The sequence below is a fragment of the Stenotrophomonas sp. P5_A8 genome (assembly GCF_056400545.1).
Genome location: NZ_JBFULB010000011.1, coordinates 14,065 through 30,417 on the forward strand (window position 1 = coordinate 14,065; position 16,353 = coordinate 30,417).

At 67.0% G+C, this 16,353-nt stretch carries 13 protein-coding genes; 7 read left to right on the forward strand and 6 right to left on the reverse strand.

Annotated features, from left to right (window positions below):
- Positions 1 to 154: 154 nt before the first annotated feature.
- From AC1DQP_RS01785 to AC1DQP_RS01795, 3 genes are all read right to left on the reverse strand, one after another.
- Positions 155 to 2,137 carry an acetyl/propionyl/methylcrotonyl-CoA carboxylase subunit alpha gene (locus AC1DQP_RS01785; protein WP_457319565.1) on the reverse strand — a complete coding sequence of 661 codons (1,983 nt, stop codon included), beginning with the start codon at positions 2,135 to 2,137 and terminating at the stop codon, positions 155 to 157.
- A 64-nt stretch (positions 2,138 to 2,201) separates the two neighbouring features.
- Complete coding sequence (locus AC1DQP_RS01790) at positions 2,202 to 3,812, reverse strand: carboxyl transferase domain-containing protein (protein ID WP_256775251.1); 1,611 nt, start codon at positions 3,810 to 3,812, stop codon at positions 2,202 to 2,204.
- Positions 3,813 to 3,821: 9 nt separating this feature from the next.
- Positions 3,822 to 4,985, reverse strand: a complete 1,164-nt coding sequence (locus AC1DQP_RS01795) for an isovaleryl-CoA dehydrogenase (protein ID WP_457319564.1) — start codon at positions 4,983 to 4,985, stop codon at positions 3,822 to 3,824.
- A 140-nt stretch (positions 4,986 to 5,125) separates the two neighbouring features.
- On the opposite strand from AC1DQP_RS01795, the gene AC1DQP_RS01800 reads away from it, so the two are divergent.
- The 3 genes from AC1DQP_RS01800 (at position 5,126) to AC1DQP_RS01810 (ending at position 7,904) form a co-directional block, all read left to right on the forward strand.
- On the forward strand, positions 5,126 to 5,731 hold the full coding sequence (locus tag AC1DQP_RS01800; protein WP_256775249.1) for a TetR/AcrR family transcriptional regulator: 606 nt from the start codon (positions 5,126 to 5,128) through the stop codon (positions 5,729 to 5,731).
- A 114-nt stretch (positions 5,732 to 5,845) separates the two neighbouring features.
- Positions 5,846 to 6,364, forward strand: a complete 519-nt coding sequence (locus AC1DQP_RS01805) for a c-type cytochrome (protein ID WP_256775248.1) — start codon at positions 5,846 to 5,848, stop codon at positions 6,362 to 6,364.
- 94 nt (positions 6,365 to 6,458) lie between these two features.
- Positions 6,459 to 7,904: an ExeM/NucH family extracellular endonuclease gene (locus AC1DQP_RS01810; RefSeq protein ID WP_457318268.1), complete on the forward strand. Its 1,446-nt coding sequence runs from the start codon at positions 6,459 to 6,461 to the stop codon at positions 7,902 to 7,904.
- A gap of 15 nt (positions 7,905 to 7,919) precedes the next feature.
- Here AC1DQP_RS01810 and AC1DQP_RS01815 read toward each other — a convergent pair whose 3' ends face one another.
- Both AC1DQP_RS01815 and AC1DQP_RS01820 read right to left on the reverse strand, forming a co-directional pair.
- A complete protein-coding gene (locus AC1DQP_RS01815; RefSeq protein ID WP_457318269.1) occupies positions 7,920 to 8,294 on the reverse strand; it encodes a DUF3011 domain-containing protein in 375 nt (124 codons plus the stop codon).
- A gap of 147 nt (positions 8,295 to 8,441) precedes the next feature.
- Positions 8,442 to 9,308, reverse strand: a complete 867-nt coding sequence (locus AC1DQP_RS01820) for an EamA family transporter (protein WP_457318270.1) — start codon at positions 9,306 to 9,308, stop codon at positions 8,442 to 8,444.
- Between the two features lie 56 nt (positions 9,309 to 9,364).
- Between AC1DQP_RS01820 and AC1DQP_RS01825 the strand changes: the two genes are divergently transcribed.
- On the forward strand, positions 9,365 to 10,039 hold the full coding sequence (locus AC1DQP_RS01825) for an alpha/beta hydrolase (protein ID WP_457318271.1): 675 nt from the start codon (positions 9,365 to 9,367) through the stop codon (positions 10,037 to 10,039).
- On the forward strand, positions 10,036 to 11,136 hold the full coding sequence (zapE, locus tag AC1DQP_RS01830) for a cell division protein ZapE (RefSeq protein WP_256775244.1): 1,101 nt from the start codon (positions 10,036 to 10,038) through the stop codon (positions 11,134 to 11,136). Before AC1DQP_RS01825 ends, zapE begins: the two co-directional genes overlap by 4 nt.
- A gap of 12 nt (positions 11,137 to 11,148) precedes the next feature.
- On the opposite strand, the gene AC1DQP_RS01835 is transcribed toward zapE, so the two are convergent.
- A complete protein-coding gene (locus tag AC1DQP_RS01835) occupies positions 11,149 to 11,970 on the reverse strand; it encodes a DUF2884 family protein (RefSeq protein WP_457318272.1) in 822 nt (273 codons plus the stop codon).
- Positions 11,971 to 12,543: 573 nt separating this feature from the next.
- On the opposite strand from AC1DQP_RS01835, the gene AC1DQP_RS01840 reads away from it, so the two are divergent.
- Both AC1DQP_RS01840 and AC1DQP_RS01845 read left to right on the forward strand, forming a co-directional pair.
- Entirely contained in the window at positions 12,544 to 14,955 is a 2,412-nt protein-coding gene (locus AC1DQP_RS01840) for a ribonucleoside-diphosphate reductase subunit alpha (RefSeq protein WP_478051006.1), read from the forward strand.
- A gap of 234 nt (positions 14,956 to 15,189) precedes the next feature.
- Entirely contained in the window at positions 15,190 to 16,209 is a 1,020-nt protein-coding gene (locus AC1DQP_RS01845) for a ribonucleotide-diphosphate reductase subunit beta (RefSeq protein ID WP_256775241.1), read from the forward strand.
- The last annotated feature ends 144 nt before the right edge of the window (positions 16,210 to 16,353 follow it).

The window sequence follows — 16,353 nt, forward strand, 5'->3', positions numbered from 1 at the left end:
GTGTGGAAGCACTCTCGGCGGTGCAGCAGACGTAGCGTTGGGCGCGGTCGGGGATTGATCCATCGACCGTGCACCGCTGGCTGGGTTGCACAACGCGAAGAATCAGACGCCTCAGCCGCACACTACTGGATGCTTGGCCCACCGGCAGTAACGCTTACTCCGCCTCGAAATCCACCAGCACCGCTCCATCCCCCACCTGATCGCCCGCCTTCACCCGGTACCCCTGCACCACGCCATCGGCCGGCGCCTGCAGGGTGTGCTCCATCTTCATCGCTTCCAGCACCAGCAGCGGCGCGCCGCGCTTGACCTTCGTGCCCGGAGCCACCGACGTGGCGACGATGCGGCCGGGCATCGGCGCGAGCAGGCTGCCGGCGTCGGCGACGCCCTGGTTCGCTTCGCTGACCGGATCGTGCAGGGTGAAGCGCTGCGCGCCTTCGCTGCCGAACAGATACAGCGCATCGCCATCACGCACCACGCGGGCGCGGTGCAGTGCATCACCGCTCTGCACGCGCAGGGCATCGCCCTCGAGGCCGCCGTGGGCGATCACGCGCGCATCGCCGACGGTCACCGACCACGCGCCGTCCTGCTGCTGCACCGTCACCGACTGTTGGGTGCCGCGGTGCTCCAGCGTCAACGTGCGCGGTGCACGTGCACCCAGTCGCCAGCCGTCCTGCTGCTGCCAGGGCGAATGCGGGTCACGCGCGTCGATGCGGGCCGCACCCTGGCTGCTGATCGCGGCAATGGCGGCCATCGCCCACAAGGCCGGATCGCTATTGTCCGCGTTGGGTGCCAGCGCAACCTGCTCGCGCTCGATCAGCGCGGTGTCCAGGTTGGCGGTGGCGAACGAATCGGTCATCACCAACCGGCGCAGGAACGCGGCATTGGTGGTCACGCCGACCACTTCGCACTCGGCCAGGGTCTGCTGCATGCGGCGCAGCGCGGCATCGCGGTCCACGTCCCAGACGATCAGCTTGGCGATCATCGGGTCGTAGAACGGGGTGATCGCATCGCCCTGCTCGACACCGGCGTCCACGCGGACATGCGCGCTGCCCGACGGCAGTCGCAGGTGGTGCAGGGTGCCGGTGGACGGCAGGAAGCCGCGGTCGGCGTCTTCGGCGTACAGGCGCGCTTCCAGCGCATGGCCGCGGATCTGCAGCTGCTCCTGCTGCAGCGGCAGCGGTTCACCGCTGGCCACACGCAGCTGCCATTCCACCAGGTCGGTGCCGGTGATGCACTCGGTGACCGGGTGCTCCACCTGCAGGCGGGTGTTCATTTCCATGAAGAAGAAATCGCCGTTCGGCGCGGCGATGAATTCCACCGTGCCGGCACCGACATAGTTGACCGCGCGCGCCGCATCGACGGCGGCCTTGCCCATCGCCGCGCGACGCTCGGGCGTCATGCCCGGGGCGGGGGCTTCTTCCAGCACCTTCTGGTGGCGGCGCTGCACCGAGCAGTCGCGCTCGAACAGGTAGACCACGTTGCCGTGGCTGTCGCCGAACACCTGGATCTCGATATGGCGCGGACGCTCGACGTATTTCTCCACCAGTACATGCGCATTGCCGAACGCCGACTGCGCCTCGCGCTGGCAGCTGGCCAGCGCGTCGATGAAGTCGGCACTGGCGTCGACGCGGCGCATGCCCTTGCCGCCGCCGCCGGCGCTGGCCTTGATCAGTACCGGGTAGCCGATCGCATCGGCCTGGGCACGCAGGAAGTCCGGAGCCTGGTCGTCGCCGTGGTAGCCGGGCGTGAGTGGCACGCCGGCCTTGTGCATCAGCGCCTTGGCCGCGCTCTTGTCACCCATCGCGCGGATCGCGTCGGCCGAGGGGCCGATGAACACGATGCCGGCCTCGGCACAGGCCTTGGCGAAGCCGGCGTTCTCGGACAGGAAGCCGTAGCCGGGGTGGATCGCCTGCGCGCCGGTGCGACGTGCGGCCTCCAGGATGGCGTCGCCGCGCAGGTAGCTCTCGCGTGCGGGCGCCGGGCCGATCGCGATGGCCTCGTCGGCCAGGCGCACGTGGCGCGCGTTGCGGTCGGCGTCGGAGTACACCGCCACGGTGGCGATGCCCAGGCGCTGGCAGGTTGCGATGACACGGCAGGCAATTTCGCCGCGGTTGGCGATCAGGATCTTGGTGAACATGGAGGTCTCGTGGCGCGGGCCAATGGCGGAGCAGGGGGCGGCACCTCGCGGTGCCGCGCGTGCCTTACATGCGGAACACACCGAACGCGGTCTTCTGCGCCGGCGCGTTGAGGCTGGCCGACAAGGCCAGGCCCAGCACGCGGCGCGTATCGGCCGGATCGATCACGCCGTCGTCCCACAACCGCGCGCTGGCGTAATACGGGTGGCCCTGCTGCTCGAACTGGTCGCGGATCGGGGATTTGAAGCCGTCCTCGTCCTCGGCCGACCACTGCCCGCCCTTGGCTTCGATGCCGTCGCGCTTGACCGTGGCCAGCACGCTGGCGGCCTGCTCGCCGCCCATCACGCCGATGCGCGCGTTCGGCCACATCCACAGGAAGTTGGGCGAGTAGGCGCGGCCGCACATGCCGTAGTTGCCGGCGCCGAACGAGCCGCCGATCACCACGGTGAACTTGGGCACCTTCGCGCAGGCCACCGCCATTACCAGCTTGGCGCCGTCCTTGGCGATGCCGCCGTGTTCGTACTTGCGGCCGACCATGAAGCCGGTGATGTTCTGCAGGAATACCAGCGGGATGCCGCGCTGGGTGCACAGTTCGATGAAGTGCGCGCCCTTCAGCGCGGACTCGGAGAACAGGATGCCGTTGTTGGCGATGATGCCCACCGGGTAGCCGTGCAGGTGCGCGAAGCCGGTGACCAGGGTGGCGCCGTAGCGCGGCTTGAATTCGTCGAATCGCGAATCGTCGACGATGCGCATGATCACTTCGCGCACGTCGTAGGGCTTGCGGGTGTCGGCGGGAATCACGCCATACAGCTCACTGGCCGGGTAGCGCGGTTCAACCGGGGCCTGCACGGCCAGGGCCGGCTCGGGCTTGCGCCAGTTGAGCTGGGCGATGATCGCGCGGACCCGGGCCAGCGCCTGCAGGTCGTTGTCGGCCATGTGGTCGGCAACGCCGGAGATGCGCGTGTGCACGTCTGCGCCGCCGAGTTCTTCGGCAGTGACCACTTCGCCGGTTGCCGCCTTCACCAGCGGCGGACCGCCGAGGAAGATGGTGCCCTGTTCGCGCACGATGACCGTTTCATCGCTCATCGCCGGCACGTAGGCGCCACCGGCGGTGCAGCTGCCCATCACGCAGGCAATCTGCGGAATGCCCTGCGCTGACAGGTTGGCCTGGTTGTAGAAGATCCGACCGAAATGATCGCGGTCGGGGAAGACCTCGTCCTGCAGCGGCAGGAACGCACCGCCCGAATCGACCAGATAGATGCACGGCAGGCGGTTCTGCTCGGCCACTTCCTGCGCGCGCAGATGCTTCTTGACCGTCATCGGGTAGTAGGTGCCGCCCTTGACCGTGGCATCGTTGGCCACGATCACGCATTCCACGCCCGACACCCGGCCGATGCCGGCCACCACGCCGGCACTGGGGATCGGATCGCCGTACATGCCGTGCGCGGCCAGCGGCGCGATTTCCAGGAAGGCACTGCCCGGATCAAGCAGGGCATCGATGCGATCGCGCACCAGCAGCTTCCCGCGCGCGGTGTGCTTGGCGCGGGCGGCCTCGCTGCCACCCAGCGCGGTGCGCGCCAGGGTGCTGCGCAGGTCATCGACCACCGCCTGCAACGCAGCGCGGTTGGCGTCGAAAAGTTCGCTGCCCGGTTGCAGCTGGGTGCTCAAGACGGTCATGGCGTGCCCTTACTTGGTGCGCTGGAACAGTTCGCGGCCGATCAGCATGCGGCGGATCTCCGAGGTGCCCGCGCCGATTTCATACAGCTTGGCATCGCGCCACAAACGCCCGGTCGGGTAGTCGTTGATGTAGCCGTTGCCGCCCAGTACCTGGATGGCCTGGCCGGTCAGCCAGGTGGCCTTCTCGGCCGAGTACAGGATCGCACCGGCGGCGTCCTGGCGGGTGGTGCGGCCCTGGTCGCAGGCGCGCGCCACCGCATACACATAGGCGCGGCAGGCGTTGAGGCCCACGTACATGTCGGCCAGCTTGGCCTGCATCAACTGGAAGGTGCCGATGGCCTGGCCGAACTGCTTGCGCTCGTGCACGTAGGGCATCACCACGTCCATGGCCGCGGCCATCAGCCCCAGCGGGCCACCGGACAGCACCACGCGCTCGAAATCCAGGCCGGACATCAGCACGTTGACGCCGCCGCCGACCGCGCCCAGCACGTTCTCTTCCGGCACTTCGCAGTCCTCGAACACCAGCTCGCAGGTGTTGGAGCCACGCATGCCCAGCTTGTCCAGCTTCTGCGCGGTGGAGAAGCCCTTCATGCCCTTCTCCACCAGGAACGCGGTGATGCCCTTGGCACCGGCCTCCAGGTCGGTCTTGGCGTAGACCACCAGCACGTCCGCATCGGGGCCGTTGGTGATCCACATCTTGTTGCCGTTGAGCACGTAGTGGTCGCCACGCTTGTCGGCGCGCAGCTTCATCGACACCACGTCCGAGCCGGCGCCGGGTTCGCTCATCGCCAGCGCACCGACCTTCTCGCCGCTGCACAGGCCGGGCAGGAAGCGCTGCTTCTGGTCTTCGGTGCCATTCTTGCGCAGCTGGTTCACGCACAGGTTGGAGTGCGCGCCGTAGGACAGGCCGATGCTGCCGGAGACGCGCGAAATTTCTTCCATCGCCACCACGTGGGCCAGGTAACCCATGCCGCTGCCGCCGTATTCTTCCTCCACGGTCAGCCCGAGCAGGCCCTGCTCGCCGAGCTTGCGCCACAGCGCATTGGGGAACAGGTTCTCTTCATCGGCCTGGGCCGCCAGCGGCGCGATTTCCACCGAGGCAAAATGGGCCACGCTCTGGCGCAGCAGGTCGATCTCTTCGCCGAGATCGAAATTCATGGTCGGGACGTGCATGGGGCGACTCCGCAACAGCTGGAAGGGACGCGCCGGTTGAGGTGGACGGCAAGGACCGTCCCGCGGGCGATTTGGCCCAGCGTAGCGGGGTTTGCAGAAGAAGTGAACACAAATTCAAAAATTGAACATAGAATCAACAAATGGCCTACAAACGCTCCGCACTGATGGAAGAACGCCTCGCCGGGGCCCGCGAACGGATCCTGCTGGCGACCCGTGCGCTGGTGGCCGCCGGCGGCTACCGCAACGCCCCGGTGACCGCCGTGGCGGCGGAGGCCGGGGTCTCCACCGGGTTGATTTACCGCCACTTCCCGTCCAAGGCCGAGCTGTTCGTGGAGGTGCTCACCGCCGCGGTCGAGCACGAACTGCGCATCTTTGAAGCCATTGCCGCCGAGCCATTGCCCGCCCCCGAGCGCCTGCGCCGGGCGATCACCGCCTTCGTCCGGCGGGCGCTGGCCGGCCCCGGCCTGGCCTACGCCTTCATCGCCGAGCCGGTCGATCCGGAGGTGGAAGCCGAGCGCATCCGCTGTCGCCGCTTGTTCGGTGAGGTGTTCCGGCGCATCGTCGCCGACGGCATCGAGGACGGCACCTTTCCGCCGCAGGACACCCACGTGGCGGCGGCCTGCATCGTCGGTGCGTTCACCGAAGCGCTGGTCGGTCCAACCGCGCCCAGCCGCGACGCGCACGGCGACGAACACGCGCTGGTGGAGTCGATCTGTGTTTTCTGCCTGCGGGCCGCGGGCGGCTGAGCCATGCCCATGCTGCATTGCGATAGAAAGTGGCAGCTTGCAGAGCCCCGCTGACGCTGGTCATACTCGACCGACAAGCCGTGGTCCAACGACTACCAGCCAGGGGTATAGAGAGTGCGGAATTACGACCTCGAGTTCCTGAAACGCTTTTCCATGGTCATCGCGCTGTTGATGGCCATCACGCTCGGCCTGATTCTGTTCGCTGCCTACCTGCACACCAGCATTCCCCCGGAAGTCTCCCCGTTGGCCGCCAAGCGCACTGAACAGCGCATTGCCCCGGCCGGCGCGGTCTATGCCGGCAGCACCGGCGCCGCCGCGCAGGCCTCGGCCAAGGCTGCGGCCCTGGCCAAGGCCGCCTCGCAGGTGGCCTACGGCGGTACCACCGACGGCAAGGTCATCTTCGACAACCTGTGCACCGCCTGCCATACCAATGGCGTGGGCAAGGCACCGACCCTGGACCACAGCCACTGGGATGCGCGCATCGCCCAGGGCAAGGACACGCTCTACAAGCACGCGGTGGAGGGCTACACCGGCCCGGACGGTGGCATCATGCCGCCCAAGGGCGGTAATCCGGCGCTGACCGAGGAGCAGATCCATGCCACGGTCGATTGGATGCTCGCCAACCTGAAATGACGGCTTTGCCGGATCAGGCCACCGACGCCGCCGAAGGGCGGCGTTTCACTTTATGTGGTTAGCCTTGTCGCACTTTCCTGGAGTCCTGCTTCCGATGCGCCGTACCCCCCTCGTGTTCGCCCTCGCGCTGGCGTTGTCCGGCGCGGTCCATGCCGCCCAGCCGCAGCCCGCCACCTCGCCGCAGGTGCGTCCGGCGCCGACCACGTCGGCCACGGTCACCCTGACCGCGCCGCCGACCGACTGGCGCACGCTGGATGGCCAGCAGGTGCGCATCGCCGCGCCGCTGACCCTGGCCGGCACCGATGGCCTGTCGCGCTTCGGTGAGCTGACCGTGGCCTTCGGTGGGCGTCTGTGGCAGCCGAGTGAAGTGGCCGCTCCCGGTACCGCGGGGCACGCGCAGGTGATGGCCGACAACCTGCATCGCCGGCTGGTGCTGGACGATGGCAGCGATGCCCGTGATCCTGGCCCGGCCGCCTACCTGCCGGCGGCCGCGAACCTGCGCACCGGCATGGTCCTGCGCAATATCGAAGGCATCGTCCGCATCGATCCCAAGGGCAACACCCGTCTGCAGGTGACCCGCCCGCTGAACCTGCCGGCGCTGGAACGCCCGGCGGTGCCGGTGGTGGCGGGCGCCCTGCACGTGGCGGCGTTCAACCTGGAGAATTTCTTCAACGGGGATGGTCAGGGCGGCGGTTACCCGACCCTGCGCGGCGCCCGTACCCTGGCCGAGCATCAGGCGCAGAAAGCCAAACTGGTGGCGACCATCAACGCCCTCGGTGCCGATGTCGCCGCGCTGATGGAACTGGAGAACGATGGTTACGGTCCGCAGTCGGCGATCGCCCAACTGGTCGATGCCCTCAACGCCGATCGAGGCGAGGGGGCCGACTGGCGTTTCATCGATGCCCGGCAGGGCCCGGGCGACAACCCGATCCGGGTCGGCATCCTCTATCGTGCTTCCCGCGTGACCCCGGTCGGGGCCCCCGCAGTGCTGGCGAAGGAGCCCTTCGGCGAGCGCAGCCGCGTGCCGCTGGCGCAGGCCTTCCGTGCGGGCAAGGGCGCGCCGTTCGTGGTCGTGGCCAATCACTTCAAATCCAAGGGCTGCTCCGACGCCACCGGCGCGGACGCTGACCAGAAGGACGGCCAGGCCTGCTGGAATGCCACCCGGGTCGCCTCGGCCACGCTGCTGGACCAGTGGCTGGCGACCGATCCCACCGGCGCGGGCACCCGCGATGCGGTGCTGCTGGGCGACTTCAACGCCTACGCGATGGAAGACCCGATCCGCACCCTGCACGCGGCCGGCTGGCGGGATGCGTTCGCCGTGGCCAAGGTTGAACGGCCTTACAGCTATGTCTACAACGGTATGACCGGCCGGTTGGACCACGCGCTGTTGAGCCCGGGCATGGCCAAGCGCCTGCGCGCCGCTGCGGAGTGGCACATCAACGCCGACGAGGCCGACGATGTCGGCTACCGCGACCGCAACGAAGCCGGCCCATGGCGCAGCTCGGACCATGATCCGCTGCTGCTGGGGTTTGATCGCTGATCCTGCATCGTCACTTCATCGCCAGTAGTGGCGTTCGATCCGGAAGGTGGCGCGGCACCCGTTGTCGACCCAAAGGTCGCTGTGGTCCTGGCCCCAGTCACGGCCGAACTCGCACGGCGAGCGCGAATCCCGGCTGATCAGGTGCACCGTGTCTTTTGCCGAAATCTGTACGTTGCAGCGTTGGAAGCGGTGGTCACTACTGTGGCAGCTCACCACCTCTGAATCCGGTCGGTCGCCCCCAACGGGATACGCGGGGGGATAGGTCGGGTAATGGGATGGTGGCGGGTAGGCCGGTGCGGTGAAATCAGGGAATCCCCCCAGGCTCGCACAGCCGCCCAAGGCCAGGCATGCCAGTGATGTCAGGAGTCGCGCAGAGGATGGTCGTGTCACAGGAGGCTTCCTGGCCAGTGGAGACCCGCGAGTCTATGTAGTGGGGTCCACGATCTGGCAGGTGCGAATGTGATCTCCGTCGGCGTATCAATCGAAACATCGCGTCGCGACTGCGCGGTTTGTTGCGTCAATGAGGCTGGTCGCTGCCTACCACGTGCCCCACGCGATCAACCCGATCGCGACCACGGCCAGCGCCAGGCCCACCCGGTTCCACACGCTGGTGCGCTCGCCGAAGCCGAGCATGCCCACCAGCGCACCCAGCACCACCACGCCGATGTTCATGCCGGCAAACACCACCGCCGGGCTGTCCGGCAGGTGCTGGTGGGCGCGCACGTAGAACAGGATGTTGCCGAAGTTGAGCAGGCCGAGCAGGGCGCCACCAACCCCGTTGCGCCATTGCAGGCGGGCGATCCCGCGCAGGTGGCGCCATAGCTGCAGGGCAAGCATCAGCACGAAGGCCAGGCAGAAGCTGGCCAGCAGCGCCGCCATCGAGGGCGTACCCGACAACGCCACCTTCTTGAGCAGGATGTCGACCAGGGCATAGCCCACCCACACTGCCAGCAGCCACGGCCAGGCCCGCCCGCCGGTGGGCTCGGCCGCACCGGCCCGCGGGCGCGCGCTGATACCCAGGATCGCCAACAGCCCCAATCCCAGCCCGGCCAGCTTCCAACCGTTGGCCGTCTCGCCGAACACCAGGAACGCGGCCAGCAGCGAAAGCAGCAGTGACAACCGCTGGGCCACATCGCTGCGCACGATCCCGGCGCGGGTCACCGCGCCGCCCATCATCAGGAAGATGGCCGGCAGCGCCACGGCCAGACAGAGCAGAGCGGCCCACGGCGCATGCGCGGTCTGCAGCGAGGCCAGCGAGGGTTGCAGCAGCACTGCGCTGAGCACGCTGGCGACCAGGTAATTCCAGGTCACCACCTGGGGCATGTCCAGCCGCCGGCGCGGCGCCAGCTTCAGCAGGACCGAGACCAGCACGCTGCAGAGAACGCTGAAAACCAGATAGTGCATGTACGGACCTGGCAGGGGCGGCGGTGAAGCACGCGGAGGGACGGTATTATGACGCCATGCACAATCCCCCATTTCCCCAAGAAAGCGGTGCGCTGACGCTGGACGGACCGGTCGGTCCGCTCGATGTCGTGGTCGATCTGCCCGAGGCCGATGTCGCCGTGCAGCCGGTGGTGGCGATCGTCTGCCACCCCCTGTCCACCGAGGGCGGCAGCATGCACAACAAGGTGGTGACCATGGCGGCGCGCGCGCTGCGCGACCTGGGCATCGCCACCGTGCGCTTCAACTTCCGCAGCGTCGGCGACTCGGCCGGCAGCTTCGACAATGGCGTGGGCGAGCAGGACGACCTCAAGGCCGTCGCCGCCTGGGTGCGTGCGCAGCGGCCGGGCCAGGCGCTATGGCTGGCCGGTTTCAGCTTCGGGGCATACGTCTCGTTGCGCGCGGCGGGCGACCTGCAGCCGACCACGCTGATCTCGATCGCGCCGCCGGCCGGGCGCTGGGACTTCGAGGGCATGCAGCCGCCGGCCCAGTGGCTGGTGGTCCAGGGCGAGGAAGACGAGATCGTCGATCCGCAGGCGGTCTATGACTGGCTGGACGGTATGGATGCACCGCACGAACTGGTGCGCATGCCCGATACCAGCCACTTCTTCCACCGCAAGATCGTCGACCTGCGCGGCGCGCTCATCCATGGCGTCAAGCAGTGGCTGCCCGACGCGGCCCCCGACGCGGCATGAGCGACACCGTGATGACCCCGTCGCAGCGCTACGCCGATGGCGTGGCCCGGGGCGAATGGCAAAACGACCCGGCCCAGCACGCCGCCCTGGCCGAGCTGGATCGCATCCATCTCGCGCTGGTCGACAGCGCCCAGGACGGCTGGCTGGACCGCCTCTCCGCATTCTGGAAGAAGCCCGAGCCGGTCAAGGGCCTGTATTTCTGGGGCGGGGTGGGACGCGGCAAGACTTTCCTGGTCGATCTGTTCTACGACGGGCTGCCGATCGAACAGAAGTACCGCACCCATTTCCATCGCTTCATGCGCGGCATCCACGAGCGCCTGCGCGAGCACCAGGGACAGAGCGATCCGCTGGCGAAGATCGCCCAGGAATGGCGCAGCAAGCTGCGCGTGCTGGTGCTGGACGAGTTCTTCGTCACCGACATCGGCGATGCAATGCTGCTGGCGCGCCTGCTCGAGCGCATGTTCGCCGAGGGCGTGACCCTGGTGACCACCTCCAATACCGCCGTGGAAAACCTGTACCTCAACGGCCTGCAGCGCGACAGCTTCCTGCCCGCCATCGGCCTGCTGCAGACCTACTGCGTGGAGCTGTACGCCGAAGGTACCGAGGACTACCGGATGCGGGCGCTGACCCGCTCGCCGGTGTACCAGGCCCCACGCGATGCCGGCAGCGATGCCTGGCTGGACACGCGCTGGGCCGAGCTCAGCGGTGGCCAGCCCGCCAAGCCGGGCAACATCGAGATCGAAAGCCGCAAGATCCCGGTACGCGGGCGCGGCAAGAGCATCGTCTGGTTCGACTTCAAGGCGCTGTGCGAAGGTCCGCGCGGGCCGTCGGACTACATCGAGATCGCGCACGAGTTCAACACCGTGCTGCTGGGCGACATTCCGCATTTCGACACACTCAACGAAGATGCCGCGCGTCGTTTCGTCAACCTGATCGACGAACTCTACGACCGCCACGTCAACCTGGTCTGCACCGCCACCGACTCCCCGGTCGCGCTGTACTCGGGCACGCGCCTGCAGGGCGCCTTCGAGCGCACCGCCTCGCGCCTGATCGAAATGCAGAGCGCCGAGTACCTGGGCACGCCGCACCGGGCGTGACCGGGCGGCGGTTTACGGTTTCGGCAGCGCCAGGGCATCGCCGCGCGGCTGCTCATGGGCGATGACCGGGGCGGCGTCCTCGTCGCGGTCCATCACCATCATCGCCAGGGCCTTGCCCTGGTAGCGCACTTCCAGCGACTGCTGCAGCGCATCCAGCGCCAGCACCTGGCTGCACAGCGACTGGGCCTGCGCCTCCAGCGCCTGGCCGCGGGCCTCCATCCGGCGGTCCAGGTCGGCCTCCATCTTCTCGGCGCGGGCTTCGATGCGGTCCGCGCCGCCGGTCAGCGTCGACCACATCACCCCGCGGGCCAGCGCGCCGGACATCGATTCGGCGGCCTGTTCGATGCGGGCCTCGAACTGTTCGCCGAACAGGTCCTGCTCCCAGATGCCACGGCCCAGCGTACGGCCCACGTAGTCGTGGGCATCCTTGCGCAAGGTTTCCACCTGGCGCGCCTTGCCGCGGCTGCCGGTCATGATCTCCACCGTGGCCCCCAATGCATCAAAGGCGATGTCCACCGACTCGCCGGCCACCCCGGCCACGGCCGGGACCAGCTGCCGGGTGCCCCACTCGAGCTGGCGCAGGCGCTGGGCATCGGCGGCACTGACCGGGATCGGCTGGCGGTCGATATTGAGCTCGCCGTCGTGGAAGAAGATCTCCGCCGGGACCCGGTCGCGGTTGCGCAGCCAGATCCCGCCACTGTCCACCAGCACGTTGTAGGGCGTGCCGACCCCGCACTGGCGCGAGGACAGCGCCGGCGGCGTGTTCTCTCCGGCCATCGCGGTGGCGGCCACGGCCAGGCTCAACAACAGACATCCGGTCACGGGCAGGCGCATGGGCATCGGGCAGGAAAGGGGCAGGGCGAGCGTGGCACCGGGCTGGACCGCCTGCGCGGGTCGGAAGTCACCCTGACCGCCGTCTGTTCGTTAGCGCCGCGTGATGCCGTCGTTCTGTTTTCGGCCTGCCTGTTTCTCACCGGACGTGGCTGTTCCGGCCTTGACTGCGCACTCGGTTTCGACAGGTCAAGACCATTCGTCGGCGCGTCCCAAATGCGAATCCTTGCGCCCCAAGGGATTGGCCAATTTCACTACATTTGGCGTTGACGACACCTGGTACCCCCACTATCTTGTGGCCGTCGGTACCGGCGACCACAAGTCGACGGGTAGTTCGCCTTCACGCCGATGGCCTGAAGACCTACTGACAACCGCACGTAAGTACAGCGTGCGGTGCCGGTCGCACCACTCCCGGGGGAGGGGACCTGTAACGCAAGGAAACCGCCACGCAGGCCCGCCTGCGCAGTCGCGGCCCTTGCGACGCCACAGGTCCACTCTGGGAGTCCGTGCACCGGTCCGGCGCCTGCCACGCAGGTGACGCTGTACGACCCCAAATCACGCCAAGAGGAAAACGCCGTGAGCACCGAAACCAGCGCAGCCACCGAGCAGGAAAGCGAGTTCCTTCTGACCTCGCCGCCCACGGCCAACGCCATGAGCGTCACCAAGCGCAACGGCACTACCGAACTGGTGGACCTGAACAAGATCGTGCGTGCGGTGCAGCGCTGCTGCGAGGGCCTGCATGCCGTGGACCCGATGCGCGTGGCCACCCGCACCATCTCCGGCCTGTACAACGGCGCCACCACCCAGGAGCTGGACGAGCTGTCCATCCGCACTGCCGCCCTGCTGATCGGTGAAGAGCCCGAGTACGGCCGCCTGGCTGCGCGCCTGCTGGCCAACTTCATCGCCAAGGAAGTGTCCGGCCAGGAAATCCACGCGTTCTCGCAGTCGGTCGGTCGTGGCCACGAAGTGGGCCTGATCAACGCGCGCCTGCTGGACTTCGTGCAGATCAACGCCCGCAAGCTCAACGACGCCATCGATCCGTCGCTGGACCTGCATTTCGATTACTTCGGCCTGCGTACCCTGTACGACCGCTACCTGCTGCGCCATCCGCATACCCGCAAGGTGATCGAGACCCCGCAGCAGTTCTTCCTGCGCATCGCCAGCGCGCTGAGTGAAGACGTGCCGGAAACCCTGGCGCTGTACAAGCGCATGGGCAACCTGGACTACCTGCCGTCCAGCCCGACCCTGTTCAACTCCGGCACCACGCATGAGCAGCTGTCCTCGTGCTTCCTGCTGGACTCGCCGCAGGATTCGCTGGAGTCGATCTACGCCAAGTACGGCGACATCGCCCAGCTGTCCAAGTTCAGCGGCGGCATCGGCGTCAGCTACAGCCGCGTGCGTTCGCGTGGCTCGCTGATCAAGTCGACCAACGGCCATTCCAACGGCATCGTGCCGTGGCTGAAGACCATGGACTCGTCCGTGGCCGCGGTGAACCAGGGCGGCAAGCGCAAGGGCGCGGCCTGTGTGTACCTGGAAACCTGGCATGCCGACATCGAGGACTTCCTCGAACTGCGTGACAACACCGGCGACGAATCGCGCCGTGCGCACAACCTGAACCTGGCCAACTGGATCCCCGACCTGTTCATGCAGCGGGTGGAGAGCGACCAGGAATGGTCGCTGTTCGATCCCAGCGTGGTGCCCGAGTTCACCGACCTGTTCGGCGAAGCCTTCGAGCAGGCCTACCTGCAGGCCGAAGCCCAGGGCAAGGCCCAGCGCACCATCTCCGCGCGCAAGCTGTACTCGCGGATGATGCGTACCCTGGCCGAGACCGGCAACGGCTGGATGACCTTCAAGGACAAGTGCAACCGCGCCAGCAACCAGACCCTGCGTCCGGGCAACGTCATCCACCTGTCCAACCTGTGCACCGAAATCCTGGAGATCACCTCGGCCGAAGAGACCGCGGTGTGCAACCTGGGCTCGATCAACCTGGGCAACCATTTCGATGCCCACGGCGAGTTCGATTTCGACAAGCTGGCCGACACCGTGCGCCTGGCCGTGCGCCAGCTCGACCGCGTCATCGACCTGAACTTCTACCCGATCGAAACCGCCCGCCGCGGCAACCTGCGCTGGCGTCCGGTCGGCCTGGGCTGCATGGGCCTGCAGGACGTGTTCTTCCGCAAGCGCCTGGCCTTCGACAGTGCCGAAGCCCGCGCGCTGTCGAAGAAGATCGCCGAAGCGATCTACTTCCACGCCCTGGAAACCTCGTGCGAACTGGCCCAGGAACGCGGCAAGCACCCGTCCTTCGCCGACACCCGTGCGGCCAGCGGCGAGCTGCAGTTCGACGCCTGGAACGTGGTGCCCGAAGACACCGCGCGCTGGGATGCCCTGCGTGAGCGCATCAAGGAACATGGCCTGCRCAACTCGCTGCTGATCGCCATCGCCCCGACCGCGACCATCGCCTCGATCGCCGGTTGCTATGAGTGCGTCGAGCCGCAGGTGTCCAACCTGTTCAAGCGCGAAACCCTGTCCGGCGACTTCCTGCAGGTCAACCGCTACCTGGTGACCGAGCTGAAGAAGCTGGGCCACTGGACACCGGAAATGCGCGATGCGATCAAGATGGCCGAAGGTTCCATCCAGGGCATCGCCCAGATCCCGGAAACCCTGCGCCACATCTACCGCACCGCCTGGGAACTGCCGATGCGGTCGCTGATCGACATGGCCGCCGACCGCGGCGCGTTCATCGACCAGTCCGCCTCGCTCAACCTGTTCATGGAAAGCCCGAACATCGGCGCGATGTCTTCCATGTACATGTACGCCTGGAAGCAGGGCATCAAGACCACCTACTACCTGCGCTCGCGCCCGGCCACCAAGATCGCCAAGACCACGATCAGCCAGGGCTCGCATGCCGCACCGGAGAAGGTGTTCACCCCGGACGAAGCCGTAGCCTGCTCGCTGGAAAACCCGGAAAGCTGCGAGGCGTGCCAATAAAAGGCGTGCCGGCCCACTGGGCCGGCAACCTTGGGTAGGTACCCACCGTTGGTGGGTACGAAAAAACGATCGACACCGCCGGGCCCAGCCCGGCTGCTTCACCGCTCCACCCCAAACACGCTGACACCGCCGGGCGTTGCCTCTGCCCGCGGTGCCGGAAGCCCGTCGCGCACACGCGCGGGTCTTTCGACGCTTCCCCGATCGGGACGCCGCCACTGAACCAAGGAAATCCCCATGGCAGACAAGCCAAACCAGATGTTGCTCGATCCAGGTTTTGAACTGACCCTGCGCCCGATGCGCTACCCACAGTTCTATGACATGTATCGCAATGCGATCAAGAACACCTGGACGGTCGAGGAAATCAATTTCCAGATCGACATCAGCGACCTGCACAGCAAGATGTCGCCGGGCGAGCGCCACCTGATCCACCGCCTGGTCGCGTTCTTCGCCACCGGCGATTCGATCGTGTCCAACAACCTGGTGCTGAACCTGTACCAGCACTTGAATGCGCCCGAAGCGCGCATGTACCTGTCGCGCCAGCTGTACGAAGAAGCGCTGCACGTGCAGTTCTACCTGACCCTGCTCGACAACTACCTGCCGGACCCGGACGAGCGCGTCAAGGCGTTCGCGGCGGTGGAGAACATCGACTCGATCAAGAAGAAGGCCGACTTCTGCTTCAAGTGGATCGACTCGATCCAGGACCTCAAGCGCATCGAAACCCGCGACGAGCGCCGCCAGTTCCTGCTCAACCAGATCTGCTTTGCCGCCTGCATCGAAGGCCTGTTCTTCTTTGCCGCCTTCGCTTACGTGTACTACTTCCGTTCGCGCGGCCTGCTCAACGGCCTGGCCTCGGGCACCAACTGGGTGTTCCGCGACGAGAGCGCGCACATGGAGTTCGCCTTCGAGTGCGTCGACGTGATCCGCGAGGAAGAGCCGGATCTGTTCGACGATGCGATGAAGCAGCAGGTGTATGACATGCTGGCCGAGGCGATCGAATGCGAAGTGCAGTTCGCCGAGGACGTGCTGTCCGGCGGCGTGGCCGGCATTTCCACCCGCGACATGCGCCAGTACCTGCAGCATTGCGCCGACAACCATTTCCACCGCCTGGGCATGGAGCGCAAGTACAACGTGCGCAACCCGCTGAGCTTCATGGAGCTGCAGGACGTGCAGGAGCTGACCAACTTCTTCGAACGCCGCTCCTCGGCCTACCAGGTGGGCGTGAAGGGCGAAGTCTCGTTCGACATGTCGTTCTGATTCCAGCGCCACACGCATCCACGAAAACCCCGGCCACGCGCCGGGGTTTTTCGTTTCCGAGCGGCGACGGTAGAGCCACCCCATGGGTGGCGGCCTCGTAATCCAGCACCGCGCGCAGCCACCCATGGGGTGGCTCTACCCGGA